This is a genomic window from Streptomyces sp. NPDC007088, from assembly GCF_042869355.1.
Taxonomy (GTDB): domain Bacteria; phylum Actinomycetota; class Actinomycetes; order Streptomycetales; family Streptomycetaceae; genus Streptomyces.
The window spans coordinates 132,717-146,589 of record NZ_JBIAFO010000003.1 but is presented as its reverse complement, the minus strand read 5'-3'; the positions used below and the strand labels follow the sequence as shown (position 1 = coordinate 146,589).

The 13,873-nt window shown below is 73.3% G+C and carries 10 protein-coding genes and 1 pseudogene; 7 read left to right on the top strand and 4 right to left on the bottom strand.

Annotated elements, in window-relative coordinates; all coding sequences use genetic code 11:
• Positions 1–149: 149 nt before the first annotated feature.
• The gene (locus tag ACFYMP_RS06360; protein WP_388851395.1) at positions 150–1,607 is read right to left on the bottom strand and encodes a sugar porter family MFS transporter; all 1,458 of its coding nucleotides are present in this window, start codon (positions 1,605–1,607) and stop codon (positions 150–152) included.
• A 338-nt stretch (positions 1,608–1,945) separates the two neighbouring features.
• Between ACFYMP_RS06360 and ACFYMP_RS06355 the strand changes: the two genes are divergently transcribed.
• The gene (locus ACFYMP_RS06355; protein ID WP_388851392.1) at positions 1,946–2,917 is read left to right on the top strand and encodes an MBL fold metallo-hydrolase; all 972 of its coding nucleotides are present in this window, start codon (positions 1,946–1,948) and stop codon (positions 2,915–2,917) included.
• A gap of 305 nt (positions 2,918–3,222) precedes the next feature.
• Here ACFYMP_RS06355 and ACFYMP_RS06350 read toward each other — a convergent pair whose 3' ends face one another.
• The gene (locus tag ACFYMP_RS06350; protein ID WP_388851389.1) at positions 3,223–4,122 is read right to left on the bottom strand and encodes an arylamine N-acetyltransferase; all 900 of its coding nucleotides are present in this window, start codon (positions 4,120–4,122) and stop codon (positions 3,223–3,225) included.
• Between the two features lie 225 nt (positions 4,123–4,347).
• Here ACFYMP_RS06350 and ACFYMP_RS06345 point away from each other — a divergent pair, with 225 nt between their 5' ends.
• Positions 4,348–4,785 carry a hypothetical protein gene (locus ACFYMP_RS06345; RefSeq protein WP_388851386.1) on the top strand — a complete coding sequence of 146 codons (438 nt, stop codon included), beginning with the start codon at positions 4,348–4,350 and terminating at the stop codon, positions 4,783–4,785.
• A gap of 92 nt (positions 4,786–4,877) precedes the next feature.
• On the opposite strand, the gene ACFYMP_RS06340 is transcribed toward ACFYMP_RS06345, so the two are convergent.
• Positions 4,878–5,696 (bottom strand): HAD family acid phosphatase, encoded by an 819-nt coding sequence (locus tag ACFYMP_RS06340; RefSeq protein ID WP_388851383.1) that lies wholly within the window; start codon positions 5,694–5,696, stop codon positions 4,878–4,880.
• Positions 5,697–6,588: 892 nt separating this feature from the next.
• Here ACFYMP_RS06340 and ACFYMP_RS06335 point away from each other — a divergent pair.
• From ACFYMP_RS06335 to ACFYMP_RS06315, 5 genes and pseudogenes are all read left to right on the top strand, one after another.
• Positions 6,589–7,506: pseudogene (locus ACFYMP_RS06335) on the top strand (alpha/beta hydrolase); the annotation flags it as partial.
• Positions 7,507–7,837: 331 nt separating this feature from the next.
• Positions 7,838–9,073, top strand: coding sequence for an acyltransferase (locus ACFYMP_RS06330; protein WP_388852252.1), 1,236 nt, complete (start codon positions 7,838–7,840; stop codon positions 9,071–9,073).
• Between the two features lie 262 nt (positions 9,074–9,335).
• Positions 9,336–10,709: a histidine kinase gene (locus ACFYMP_RS06325; RefSeq protein WP_388851380.1), complete on the top strand. Its 1,374-nt coding sequence runs from the start codon at positions 9,336–9,338 to the stop codon at positions 10,707–10,709.
• Complete coding sequence (locus ACFYMP_RS06320) at positions 10,706–11,569, top strand: response regulator (protein ID WP_388851377.1); 864 nt, start codon at positions 10,706–10,708, stop codon at positions 11,567–11,569. Before ACFYMP_RS06325 ends, ACFYMP_RS06320 begins: the two co-directional genes overlap by 4 nt.
• A 61-nt stretch (positions 11,570–11,630) precedes the next feature.
• Positions 11,631–12,515: a hypothetical protein gene (locus ACFYMP_RS06315; protein ID WP_388851375.1), complete on the top strand. Its 885-nt coding sequence runs from the start codon at positions 11,631–11,633 to the stop codon at positions 12,513–12,515.
• Between the two features lie 32 nt (positions 12,516–12,547).
• Here the strand turns inward: ACFYMP_RS06315 and manD are convergent, their stop codons facing one another.
• Positions 12,548–13,762 (bottom strand): D-mannonate dehydratase ManD, encoded by a 1,215-nt coding sequence (manD, locus tag ACFYMP_RS06310; protein WP_388851372.1) that lies wholly within the window; start codon positions 13,760–13,762, stop codon positions 12,548–12,550.
• Positions 13,763–13,873: the final 111 nt, after the last annotated feature.

Below are 13,873 nucleotides of genomic sequence, written 5' to 3'. Positions count from 1 at the left end.
CCCAGGACAGGCGCGCTCCCCGCGTGGCGGGCGGCGGGACGGAAAGGGCCGGGTGAGGACCGAGACCGGACAGGACCGGGACCGGACAGGACCGGGACCGGTCAGAACCGGGACCGGTCAGAACCGGGACCGGTCAGAACCGGGACAGGTCAGGACCGGGCGACCCGCTGGTGCGTCTCCCCCGTCATGTCCTCCAGCTCCACGTTCTTCGTCTCGGGGACCTTCGTGCGGACGAAGACGAAGCTGGCGAGGGCGAAGAACGCGAAGGCGCCGTAGAGCCAGGACAGGCCGACCTGCCGGGTCATCGGCTCGAAGGAGAAGGTGACCACGAAGTTGAACAGCCAGTTCGAGGTCGTGCCGATCGCGAGCGCCATCGCGCGCATCCGGTTCGGGAACATCTCCGCGAGCATGATCCACATGATCGGGCCCCAGGACAGCGCGAAGAACACGACGAACATGTTGGCGCCGACCAGCGCGAGCGGGCCGTACGGGCTCGGCAGGGTCACGTCGTCGCCGGAGCCCTGCTGCTGGGAGAAGGCGATCGAGGTGAGCGTGAGGGCGAGGAACATGCCGACCGAACCGATCGACAGCAGTACGCGGCGGCCGACCCGGTCCACGAAGAGCATCGCGACCACGGTCATGACGACGTTGATCCCGGCCGTGATCACGGAGGTCGTGAAGGAGCTGGACTCGCTGAAACCGACCGACTTCCACAGCGTCGTCGAGTAGTAGAAGATCGCGTTGATGCCGACGAGCTGCTGGAAGGCGGCCATCAGGATGCCGACCCACACCAGGGGGTGCAGTCCGAGGCGGCTGCCGCGGATGTCGGCGAAGCTCGACTTGTGCTCCTTGCGCAGCGTGTCCTTGATCTGCCGGGCCTTCGTCGCCCCGTCGCGTTCCCCCGAGACCCGTTCCAGTACCTTCGCGGCCTCGTCCATGCGGCCGTTGAGCACCAGATAGCGCGGCGACTCGGGGATGAGCAGCGCCAGGATGCCGTACACGGCGGCCGGGATCACCCCGACCAGGAACATCCAGCGCCAGGCCGGGAGCCCGAACCACAGGTCCTGCGAGGCACCGCCCGCCGCGCCCGCGAGCCCCTTGTTGGAGCTGAGGACGACGAGCTGGCCGATGGTGATGGCAAGCTGCTGGAGGGAGCCGAGCGCGCCCCGGCCGCTCGCGGGCGCGACCTCGGAGATGTAGGCCGGGGCGATCACCGAGGCGATGCCGATGCCGAGACCGCCGATGACGCGCCACACCAGCAGGTCCGGCACGGAGAAGGCGAGCCCGGAGCCGACCGAGCTGATGATGAACATGGCCGCGCCGAGCACCATGACGCGGCGTCGGCCCCAGCTGTCGGCGAGCCGTCCCGCGTACCAGGCGCCGACCGCGCAGGCCAGCAGTGCGATGGAGACCACGAAGCCGGACAGGAAGTCGCCGAGGTGGAAGTGGTCGCCGAGCGCGTCCACCGCGCCGTTGATGACGGACGAGTCGAAGCCGAACAAGAACCCGCCGACGGCGGCGGCGATCGACACACCGACCGCTTTACCACCCGCCTTCGACTGCCCGTCCGCCGCCGCTCCGCCCGGTGTGCCCTGTGCCGCGCTCATCCGCATGCACCTTTCCGTTTCCGGCGCGTCGGCTCCTGGGGAGACTCCTGAGAGGCTCCGTCCCGGCGGTCGCCCCTGCGGGCGGCCGGTCCGGACCGGTGTCGGCGCGCGCTCCGGTGTGTACATCCTTCGGCCGGAGTACACCCGGTGTGGTTTCGTTCCGCCTGTACGGGTGCGCCGAAAGGCCGTCTTTCACACCTTTGAATGACCTCCGCACCGGTAGTCGGCCCTGTCCGCGCCGCCCCGCGGCTCTCCTCGCCCCCGCTCTGCCGTCTCGCCGGCCCGGAGAGGTCCCCCGGCGCGGGGCGGCCGGGAGGGGCGGGGCAGACTTCTGGATCATGACGCTCACTCCGGCACGGCTGCGCCGTGTCTCCGACTCCGTGCACGTGTGGCTGCCGCCCCGCAGGGGCTGGGGTCTCGCGAACTGCGGGCTGGTGTCCGCGGGCGACGAGGCGCTGCTCGTGGACACGCCGTACGACCACTCCCTCGCCCGTACGCTGCTGAAGCAGGCGGCCGACGTCCTCCCACCCGGTGTGGCCGTGGACCGGATAGCGGTGACGCACGCCAACGGCGACCATCTGTGGGGCGCGGGCGCGCTGCCGGAGGCGGAGGTTCTCGCGACCCGCGAGGCGCTGCACCACATCGACTACGAGCCGAGCCCCGCCCAGTTGCACGCGCTGGTCACCGGGGGCGCCGGCCCGCTCGGCGACTACCTGCGGACGCACTTCGGGGCCTTCGACTGGTCGACGGCCGACGCGGTCCGTCCCGACACGGTCATCGACGCGGAGCACGTCCTGTCCGTGGGCGGGGTGACCGTACGGCTGGTCCCCCTGCCGCCCGCGCACACGACGGGCGACCTGATGGTCCACCTTCCGGACGAGGGCGTCGTGTTCACCGGCGACGTCGTGTTCGCCTCGACCGACGCGGAGCCCGGCGACCACCCGGTGCACTGGGCGGGGCCCCTCGACAGCGTCATCGACGCCTGCCGACAGGCGCTCGACACGGGCGCGGACACCTTCGTCCCGGGCCACGGCCCGCTCCTGGACCGGTCCGGTGTCCTCGCGCACATCGACTATCTCGCGTACGTGCGCGAGCGTGCCCACGCCTACCACGCGCGCGGCCGCACGGCGCTGGAGGCGGCCCGCGCCATCGTGGCCGAGGCCCGCCACCCGCGGCTCGCGCTGCCCGAACGCCTCGTCGTCACCGTCAGCTCCGAGTACCGCCACCTCGACGGCACCGAGCCGAGGCCGATACTCGAACTGTTCGTGGACGTGGTGGCGGTCGCGGAGGAGGGTCCGGGCTCGGCGTAGGGAACGGGACGGGGAGGGGGGCCGGAGGGGGCGCGGCCGCCGACTTCGCGAGGGCCCGTGCCGCGGCGCGGGACGCGGCGGCGGCACGCGCACCGATGCCGGCGCCGTCCCTCGCCGCGCGTTCCTCGCCGCGCGTCCCTCGCCGCGCTCACCGCGCCGCCGTGGCCGGTGTCCCCCCGCCCGCGTCCTCGCGTCCGGGTCCTCGCGCCCGCGTCCTCGCGTCCGGGTCCTCGCGTCCGCGTCCCCGCGTCCGGTGCCCCGCGTTCGCGTCCCCTCCGCGCCGGACAGCGGGTGGGGAGACGGCGTCAGTGCGCCAGTACTTCCTGTGGCAGGCCCATGTCCTCCACCAGGCACCTGAGCACGTCCTCGGTCCCGGTGACGACGCGTACCTCGGTGCGCCCGTCGAGGTAGGTCACCGTCAGTTCGGCGCGGGCCCCGCCCTCGTCCGCGAAGAGCGAGTAGTGCCTGTCGTGGGTCGTGTGCTGGATGCCGAGGCGCCTGTTGAAGGGGGAGCGCGGGTGCGTCGCGACGTACCAGTTGGCGAGCACGCGGTCGGGCTGCGGGACCGGCTCGGTGGTGAACACGTACTGGGAGACCCAGCCGTCCGGCCCGTACGCCTGGAGGACCCACGTGTCGAGGGAGGCGTCCTCGGCGCGGGTGCGGGCCAGGCGGTGACGGCGGCCGTGCGCGTGGTGCTCCGCGTCGACGGTCAGCGGCACGGGCTCCGGGAGCGCCCCGATCGTGCCGAAGCCGACGTCGGCGAGGTACGGCAACGGCTCGCCCTCGACCTCGACGAGCAGCGCCATGTGCGTGAGCGGCCGGCTGTCGAAGCGGTCGGTACCGAGGACCACGCGGGCCGCGAGCCGCCGCACCGAGAACCCGAGCGCCTCCAGAGCGGCGGCCAGCAGGGTGTTCTGCTCGAAGCAGTAACCGCCCCGGCGACGACGGATCAGCTTGTCCTGGATGTCCGCGAGCGCGAGCGAGGGGACGGTCCCGGCGACCGGATCGATGTTCTCGAACGGCACCGCGACGAGGTGCGCGCGGTGCACGGCGGTCAGTACCTCCAGGGCCGTCCCCTCGGGCACGCGGCCGCCCAGGCCGAGACGGTCGAGGTAGGCGGCGAGATCGAGGTCCTCGCCGTCCCCGGCCCTCGCGGGGGCCGCCGGCGTGCCGGGACCTGGAACACTGTGCGGGTTCGGAGTCATGTCAGCGAGCGTACGGGGACCGCTTTCGTCCCGGTACGCCCGGACCCGGCACCCGGTCACGCCGGGGCCTTCGCCGGCCGGTCCGTCTCCCGGTCCCACACCCGCGTACGAGGGCGTGGGACCGGGAGAAGGACCGGCCCGCCCGGACAACCGCTCCCGTCGTACCCGCGAGCGTACGCGTACTTCCGCACCGGCGCGCCGCTCACCTCTCGTAGGCTCGGGCGCGTGACGCATCCTTCTCCCGCCGCTTCCGTACGCGCCTTCCACACCGCCGTCGGACTCGACGCCCGCCACGTGCCCACCGAGTTGCCGCCCCGGCTCGCCGCGCACCGCCAGGACCTGCTGGCGGAGGAGTACGCGGAGGTCGCCGAGGTGGCGGTGGACGGACCGCTCGACCGCTTCGCGCACGAACTCGCCGACCTCGTGTACGTCGCCTACGGCACCGCCCTGGTGCACGGCATCGATCTCGACGCGGTCCTCGCCGAGGTCCACCGCGCCAACATGAGCAAGCTCGGGCCGGACGGGGAACCGGAGCGGCGCGCGGACGGCAAGGTACTCAAGGGCCCGCACTACCGCGCGCCGGACATCGCCGCCGAACTGTGCCGCCAGGGCTGGCAGCCGGCTGAGGCCGGGAGGGGCGAGGGGAGCGGGGCCGGGGGCTGAGCCTCCTGCCCCCACCTCCCGCATCCCCTGCTCCGGCGCTCCGCCGCTCCTCGCTCCCTCGCTTCCTCGCTCCCTCGCTCCTCGCGTAGCCCCTACTCCACGAAGTAGGTCGGGTTGGGCAGCTTGTAGCCCTTGTCGGCGTAGCCGCCGGTCAGGTCGGACTGCTGGTCGCCGAAGTTGCCGATGACGCGGTACCCGGAGTCCTCCAGGTGCTTGCGCGTACCCGCCTTGTACTGGACGGTCGTGCAGTTCCAGGCGGCGGCGCTCGCGCAGTCCTTGAGGTAGGCGGGCGGGTTCGCCTTGTCCTTGAGGAACAGGTGGGCCTTGTCGAGCTGCGTGTCGTAGCCGGCCTTGGCGAGGTTCTTCGCGGCCCCCGGTCGCTGCGGCTCGCTCAGCCCGGTGAGGAAGAAGACCTCGACGCCGTGCTGCTTCGCGTAGCTCACGAGTTCCGGCATGCCGAAGACGGCGGGCCGGTTCGCCTGGTCGACGTACGCGTTCCAGGTGTCGTTGTTGTAGACGTAGTTGGTGCGGCGCTCGTAGTCGAAGCTGAGCAGCGCGGTGTCGTCGATGTCGAGCACGATCGCCGGCTTGGCCTTCGCCCCGCCGTGCTTGCCCCGCGCCCCGTGCCCGGTCCGCGCGGTGGCCTGCCTGATGTCGGCCTTCGCGCGGGACTCGACGCGGGCCAGGTCCTTCGCGTAGTCGCTGTGCTCGGACGCGGTCCAGGTGCCGTCGTCCTGCTGCCGCGCGCCGTAGTAGTCGTCGATCTGCCCGACCAGCAGGCCGATGTTCTGCGGCTCGTGACCCGCCTGCTGCGTACCGCCGTGCGCGCCTGCCGCGCCGGCCCCGTAGACCAGCGTTCCGGTCAGGGCGCAGGCGGCGGTGACGCCCGCCACCTGAAGGGACTTCCGCATGGGGACTGCCTTTCGGAGAACCGGCCACCACGCGGGGCGCCGGGAGGAGATGCCGTGGGTGCGGGACTTGTCTACGCGCATCACACAGTCCTCGGAAAGAGGCTTGACCCCATCGATACCTGATCCATACACACGTGTGCCGTCCGCGCTTCCCGGTCGTTCGCCCGCGAGTTCCCTCGTTGTCCGGACGCGGGTTTGTCCGGACGGGGATTGTCCGGATGCGTGTTTGTCCGGACGCGGGTTTCCGGGCCGGTTGTTCGGACGTGGTTTCACAGTCGACTGTTCGGACGCGGGTTTCACAACCGACTGTTCGGACGCGGGTTTCCCGGCCGGCTGTTCGGACGCGGGTTTCACAGCCGGCCGGGCGTGGGCTTCACGGGAGTCTCAAGTGGGGTTCCGGTCCTCGTCATACGGGGTTCCGGTGGTCGGTCGTATGGGGTCCCGGTGGTCGGTCTGGGGGTTCCGGTGGTCCGGTCGTGGGGGGTTCCGGTGGTCGGTCGTGGGGGCGGCCGGATGGTCAAGCACAGCGCCAGCATGACGCCCTCTCATACCCCCCATACCTGAGAGCTACGGGCGAGTTGGCTCCGTGGTGTGACGCGCCGGGGGGCTTGCCTTTCCTACCTTCAGGGCCTGAGGCGAGGCCACCCGGCCCGCCCTGTGCGATCGCGCTCCAGACCGGCGCGTCCGTCACGGAAAGGCACCTGCCATGACGCTGTCTCCCTCCGGCCGCACGCTGCGGGCGCCCCTCTGTTACGACGGAACGCGGCGCGCGCGATCCCGCACCACCCGCGCCCCTCTGGCGGCGTACCTCAGCCGAACGCGGTGGCCACCGCACTGGCCGGGCCGCAGGCGCGCGGCGCCGTCGCGCGATCCAGGCCGGGTACGGCGGGCCTTGCCGGCCCTCCTTGTCACGGCGCTGGTGGCGGTCGGGGTGACGGGTGCCGCACGGCCCGTCGCCGTGCCCGCTCCCGCGCCCAGTCCGCTCGGCGCGTTGCGGCCGGCCACGGTGGAGCGGCTCACCGTCCGGTACGCCACGACGCGCGCCGACATCGGGGCGGCCGAGCGCACCGCCCGGGAGCACGGGGACGTACGGCGCGCGGCGTCCCTGCACGCCATGGCCGTCCCCGGCCGACGGTTCCTCTCCTTCGACGGGCGGGACGGCGGCCGGTCGGCCGAGGTGTTCGGCGATCTGCCGGGCGCGGAGCGGATCGCGGTGCTGGTGCCCGGCTCGGACACCGGACTCGACCGGTACGGCCGGCTGTTGAGCGGAGCGCGTGCCCTGTCGCGTGAACTCGGTCCCCGGTCGGCGGTCGTGGCGTGGCTCGGCTACGCGACGCCCAGCACGATCGGCCCGTCGGTCCTCACCCCGGGCCGCGCCGACGAGGGGGCCCCCGCGCTACGGGACTTCGTGGGCGCGTTGCGCGGGGCGCGGCCGGGGGCTCGGCTCTCCCTCGTGTGCCATTCCTACGGTTCCGTGGTGTGCGGCAGAGCGGCACACGGACTGCCGGTCAACGGGCTGGTGCTGTACGGCAGTCCGGGAACCGGGCACTCCACGGCGGCGGAGCTGGGGCTTCGCGCGGGGGCACAGGTGTGGGTGGCACGGGGTGCGCGGGACTGGATAGCCTCCGTGCCGCACACCGCCCTTCACCTGCCGTTCTCGGGTACGACGCTGGGACTCGGGGCCGATCCGCTGTCTCCCGCCTTCGGCGCGCGGGTCTTCGACGCGGGGCGCGCGGCCCACAGCGACTACCTGCGACCGGGCACGGCCTCGCTGAGGAACATCGCGCGCCTCGTGGCGGGCCGGGAACCCGTGACCACCCCGGGCCGTGCCGCACAGGCCCACGAGACGAGGCCGGAACCACGTCCCACCCGCCCGGATCAACCCCGGCCCCCACTCCAGCTCACCGTCGCCCGCGCCACTCCGTACCCGCGGTCCGCTCAGCCGGCCCGGACCAGTCAACCCGCTCAGTGTCGAGAGGTGGCACGTCGTGCTTGAGCAACCGCGCCCGCGCCCCTCCCGCCCGGCGGCGCACGCCGGCCGGCCGGTCACCTCGCCGCCCCGGGCCTCGCTCCCACCCACGGTCCCACCCCCGCCTCCGTGCCCCCTCCCGTCCTCCCTGCCCTCCTCTCTCCGTGGCCGGCTGCGGTTCTTCGCGGCGCGCGTGGAGAGGGCGACTCCTCAGGACCGGGACCGTGCGGTGGACGGACTGCGGGCGCTCGCCGTGCTCGGCGTGGTCCTCGGGCACTGGCTCGTGACCGCTCTGGTCTCCGGCAGCGGCGACCTGCACGGCGCGAGCCCTCTCCAGCACCTGCGGTACCTGACGCCCGTCTCCTGGGTGTTCCAGACCCTCGCGGTGTTCTTCTTCGTGGGCGGCCGGGTCGGAAGCCTGAGCTGGATGTCGGCGCGGGCGCGGCGGGTGCCCTACGGGCGGTGGCTCGGCACCCGGTTCGCCCGGTTGTTCCGGCCGGTCGCCGCCCTGCTCGTCGTATGGGCGGTCGTGGCAGTCGTCGCCCTGTGCCGCGGGGCGGAGCCGGCCACGCTGCACGTGCTCCTCAAACTGGTCGTCTCCCCCCTGTGGTTCCTGCTGGTGTTCGCCGCGCTGACCGCCGTGACCCCGCTCGTCGCACGACTGCACCCGCTGTGGCCGCTGGCCGTCGTCCTGCTCGTGGACCTGCTGCGGTTCGGCCTCGGTGCGGCCGGCGGCGGGGCGGGGCCCGGGTGGGCGGACGAACTCGGCGGGGTCAACGTCCTGGCGGGCTGGCTCGTCCCGTACTGCCTGGGGGCGCGCTGGGCCCGCGGCGAACTCGACGGGCGCCGGCCGGGCCTGGTCCTGCTCCTGGGCGGCGCGGTGGGCACCGCTCTCCTGGTCGGCGTCGGCGGCTATCCGGCCTCGATGGTCGGGGTCCCGGGCGGGGCCGTGTCCAACCTGGACCCGCCCACTCTGGCCGCGGTCGCCTTCGGGCTGGCGCAGTGCGGCGGGGCGCTGCTGCTGGTGGGGCCGCTACGCCGGTTGCTGCGGCGCCCGCTCGCGTGGGCCGGGGTGGCGCTGCTGAACCTCTCGACGATGACGGTGTTCCTGTGGCACCAGACGGCGATGATGACGGTCACGGTGAGCGCGCTGCGGCTCGTCGGCCCGCTGCCCGGTCTGCATACGGTGCCGGACGGCCCGGCCTGGATCCTGGCCCGCCTGCTGTGGCTCCCTGTCTTCGCTCTCGCCCTGCTGGTGTGCTGGGCCGCCTTCCGCACGTACGAGCAGGGGCGGCGGGGCCGGACTCGGGGCGGGGGACAAGTGATGGCCGGTCAAGTGTGCTGTGGGACGAGGGTGGTGCGCCAAGGGCACCCGGCGGCCGGGACGGAAAGGGGCGGGCATGCCTAGGGTGAGGCGCCGACACGGCGCGGGGAAGGTGGCAGGGGTGCGGGACGTACCGACGAGGAAGGACGGGGGCGGGACGCGCCGGGCCGGGGTGACGCGGGCAGAAGTGGGCCGGACCGGGTTGGGGCGGGCCGGGGTGGGCCGGACCGGGGCGGCGGGGAGTGCGACGACCGGGGTCCGCCGGCCGGCCGGCGGGCCGGGTGACTCACCGTCGCCGCGCGCCGCGCGTTCGGCGCGGGCCCTGCTTCGTGGGGCGGTACGTGCCGTGTGGGCCGACCTGTGGTCCGAGCCGGCCGACCCGTGGCGCCCGGCGAGCGAGGCGCCGTGGCGGCCGGTCCTGCTGATGCCTCTGGCGGTGTTCGCCCCGTTTCTGGCCGTGCTCGTCGTCAACGACCTGAACTCGCCGGGCGGCGGAGTGGCGGGCCCCTCCCTGCTGTTCGGCCTGGCGCAGACCGCGCTGCTCGTCGCGGGCGTGTTCCGCCCGGTGTCCGCGTGGTGGGGCGGACTGGTGCTGTTCGTCGTGGTGGCGCGGCTGCCGGTGTTCACGGAGGCGGGATCGCTCTGTCCGTGGAGCGTGTCCGGCGCGGTGATCCAGGCGGGGGCGCTGCTGCTGCTGTCCCTGCGGGTGCGAGCGCGCCGGGCGGCGCTGGCCCTCGGGATCAGCGTGCTGGCCGGGCTGCTGTGCCGGGCGGCGGCGACGCAGCCGTACAACGACAGCGTGGGACGCGTCGTCCCTTACCTGATCGCCGCCACCGTCCTCGGTGCCGCGCTGCGGGGGCTGCGCAAGGCGCGCGGCGCCCTCGTGGTGCAGGAGGAACTGACGGCCGGGGAACGCGCGCGCCGCACCGTACTGGAGGAACGCAGCCGGATCGCGCGGGAGTTGCACGACGTCGTGGCACACCACATGTCGGTGATCTCCATACAGGCGCAGGTCGCTCCGCACCTCGTCGAGCACCCCTCGCCGGAGCTGAGGGAGAATCTGGCCTCGATCCGGGGCAGCGCGCTGGAGGCGCTGACCGAACTGCGTCGCATCCTGGGCGTCCTGCGGGCCGGGACACACGGAGGAGGCACGGACGGGGCCACAGGCACCGACGAGGCGAGCCCTGTCCCGCACGCCCCACAGCCGACGCTGGAACGGCTGGACGAGCTGCTCGACGGTGTGCGAGGCGCGGGCCTGGAGGTGACCTGCGCGGTGGCCGGGCCCCGCCGGGCGCTGTCGCCGGGGGTCGAACTGTCGGCGTACCGGATCGTGCAGGAGTCGCTGAGCAACGTCCTGCGGCACGCGCCCGGCGCGACGGTACGGATAGAGCTCGGGTACCACCGGGCGGCGCTGTCGTTGCGGGTCACGAACACCGCTCCCGACCAGCCCGTGGCACCGTCCCCGGGCCCGGGGCACGGCCTGCTCGGAATGCGGGAGCGGATCGCGATGCTGGACGGTGAACTGGTGAACGGGCCCACACCCGAAGGTGGTTACGAGGTGGCCGCGATCCTGCCGGCCTCGGAACCGCGCACCACCCCCTCCGCCGCCCCGGTACCCGGCACCACTACCCGGGCCACCGCCACCCCGGGCACCCCCACTCCTCTCTCCCCCGCCGCCCCTGTCCCCTCCACCGCCCAGCCCGAGGAGCCACCAGCATGAACCTTCCCGAAGCCGATGTCCGGGTGCTGATCGCGGACGACCAGATCATGGTCCGGCAGGGCTTCACGGTGCTGCTCAACGCCGAGCCCGGTATAGAGGTGGTCGGGCAGGCGGTGGACGGCCTGGACGCTCTCGGCCAGGCGGCCCGGCTGCTCCCGGACGTCGTACTGATGGACATCCGCATGCCGGGCCTCGACGGAATCGAGGCCACCCGAAGACTCACCGCCGCCCGGCCGGGCCCGGGAGTCCGCTCGCCCGCCCCGCAGGCCCCGGGAGTCCGCTCGTCCGCCCCGCGGGGACCGAACGGTCCGTCCGCAACCCCGCCGGGACCGTTCACCCCCACTCCCCCGGGACCGCGCACCACGCCCCCGGCCCCGGTTTCCGCTCCCGTCGACGGCTTGGTGCCCGGCCATCTGCCCAAGGTCCTCGTGCTGACGACCTTCGACCTCGACGAGTACGTGTACGAGGCGCTGCGCGCGGGTGCCTCAGGTTTCCTCCTGAAGGACGCCTCCGCCGCCGAACTGGCCCAGGCCGTCCGGGTGGTGGCCGCCGGGGACGCCCTGCTCGCGCCGAACGTCACGAAACGGCTGATCGCCGAGTTCACTCGTCTCAGGGGTGAGGCACCGCCGAGACGTACGAACCCCGCGCCCCTCACCGAACGCGAGACGGAGGTCCTGTCACTCATCGCACGCGGGCTCTCCAACGCGGAGATAGCGGCCCGGCTGACCCTCGCGGAGCAGACGGTGAAGACCCATGTGGGCCGCATCCTGGTCAAGCTCGCGCTGCGCGACCGGACCCAGGCGGCGATCTTCGCGTACGAGACGGGGGTGGTACGCCCGGCAGGCAGACACGGAGAGTAGTCGTGGACGAAGATCAGGAAGCGATGCACGGGTGCCCGCGCCACCCACTACCGTGGGCGCCGTGAACGACCAGGACGGGCACAACGGCCACAACAGGCGCACCGGACACAACGCCCAGGGCGGGCATGAGGGACCAAGCGGCCGGAGCAGACGCGAGGTCCACGAGGCCCTCGGTGAGGACGTCGCGCCCGCCGGGGCCACCGCGCCCGAAGCGAATCCGGACACCCGCCGGGACGCGGAGGCATATCGGGACGCGGGCTCGTCCCCCGCCGCCGGCGCACGCCCGGACAAGGGGACGCACCCGGAAGCGGGGACGCCCTCGGACGCGAAGGCCACCCCGGACGCGAAGGCCACCATGGACGCGAAGGCCACCCCGGACCCCCAGGCGCTCGCGGACAGCCGGACGTCCCAGGACGCCCGGACCCACCTGGACGCCCAGGCGCACCGGGACCCGCTCGCCCCCGAGGAGTGGCCCTTGCACCCGTGGATGGCCGGCTGCGACGTGTGCGTCCGGATGCGGGTGGACATGGTCGAGGCGTGCGCCGATCCGGTGGCGGCCGACGCCGCCGCGTACAGCGACTGGCCGGCGCTGTCGCAGTCCGGTTTCGCCGAGCACGTCGTACGGGCACACCCCGGGGTGCTGCCGGCCTGGTTCGAGGACTGCGCCGCCTGCGCACACCACCGCGCCGCCGAGCGGCGCGCGGACGGGAGCGACGGGCACCACCGGGTCCCGGACACCCGCAGAGACCCCGGCGCCCCGAGCCCTCGCCCCTCCGGCCCCGATCCCTCACCCCCCGCCCGTTCCGGCCCCGATCCCTCGCCCCCCGCCCGTTCCGGCCCCGGCCCCTCGACCCCCGCCCGTTCCGCACCCGATCCGTCAGGTCCCGGTGCCGAGCACCGCGCCCGGCACCTCCTGGTCCCCGAGTCCATCGCGAGCGAGGGCTGAGCGGCGAGGAGAGGACCGCCCCGGCGACTCCCTCACCAGTCGTGCACGGTTCCGTCCTGGAGGCGGTTGACCGGGAGGTAGTCCGGGGCGTACGGGTGGGCGGCGGCGAGTCCCTCGTCGAGTTCCACGCCGATGCCGGGGGTCTCGCCGGGGTGGAGGTGGCCGTCGGTGAAGGTGTAGGCGTGGCGGAAGACCTCGTCGGTGAGCGGGGTGTGGCCGGAGTACTCCTGGATGCCGAAGTTGTGGACGGCGAGGTCGAGATGGACGGCGGCGGCCATGCCGACCGGGGAGATGTCCTCGGGCCCGTGCACGGCGCTCTTGATCTGGTACTGGGCGGCGAAGTCGAACAGCTTCCTGAGCGGCGAGACCCCGCCGAAGTGGGTGACGGCCGAGCGCACGTAGTCGATCAACTGCTCGGTGATCAGGCTCTGGTAGTCGTACACGGTGTTGAAGACCTCGCCGATCGCGAGCGGGGTCGTGGTGTGACGGCGTACGAGGCGCAGAGCTTCCTGGTTCTCGGCGGGCGTGCAGTCCTCCAGCCAGAACAGCCGGTAGGGCTCCAGGTCCTTGCCGAGCCGGGCGGCCTGGAGGGGGGTGAGGCGGTGGTGCGCGTCGTGCAGCAGAGGCAGTTCGGGGCCGAACTCGGCGCGTACGGCCTCGAAGACACCGGGGAGGTGGCGCAGGTAGGCGGCGGTGTCCCAGTCCTCGATGACGGGGCGGGGGTGCGCGGTGGGGGCGGCCGCCTCGGGCGCGGCGGAGCCCCCGACGCCGTAGACCGTCTTCAGTCCGGGCACGCCGGTCTGGACGCGGATGGCGGGGTAGCCGAGGGCCAGCTTCTCGCGGACGGAGTCGAGGAGTTCGGGGATGTCGCGGCCGCTCGCGTGGCCGTAGGTGGCGACGCGGTCACGGCTCGCGCCGCCGAGCAGCTGGTAGAGCGGGAGCCCGGCCGCCTTGGCCTTGATGTCCCACAGGGCGACGTCGACGGCGGCGATCGCGGCCATCGTGACGGGGCCGCGCCGCCAGTACGCCCCCCGGTACAGGGACTGCCAGGTGTCCTCGATCCGGTGCGGGTCGAGCCCGATGAGCAGCGGGGCGACATGGTCGCGCAGGTAGCTGACGACGGCGAGTTCGCGGCCGTTGAGGGTGGCGTCGCCGAGACCGGTGAGCCCCTCGTCCGTGGTGATCTTCAGGGTGACGAAGTTGCGGCCGGGGCTGGTGACGACGACCTTCGCGTCGACGATCTTCATGGCATTCGCTTTCCGGCCGCGCGCGGCGGCCGTCTCAGGGGCATCGGGGAGACAGGACGAGAGCAGGGGGACAGACAGCAGGCGGGGCAGAGCGAGGAGCGCGGGACAGGG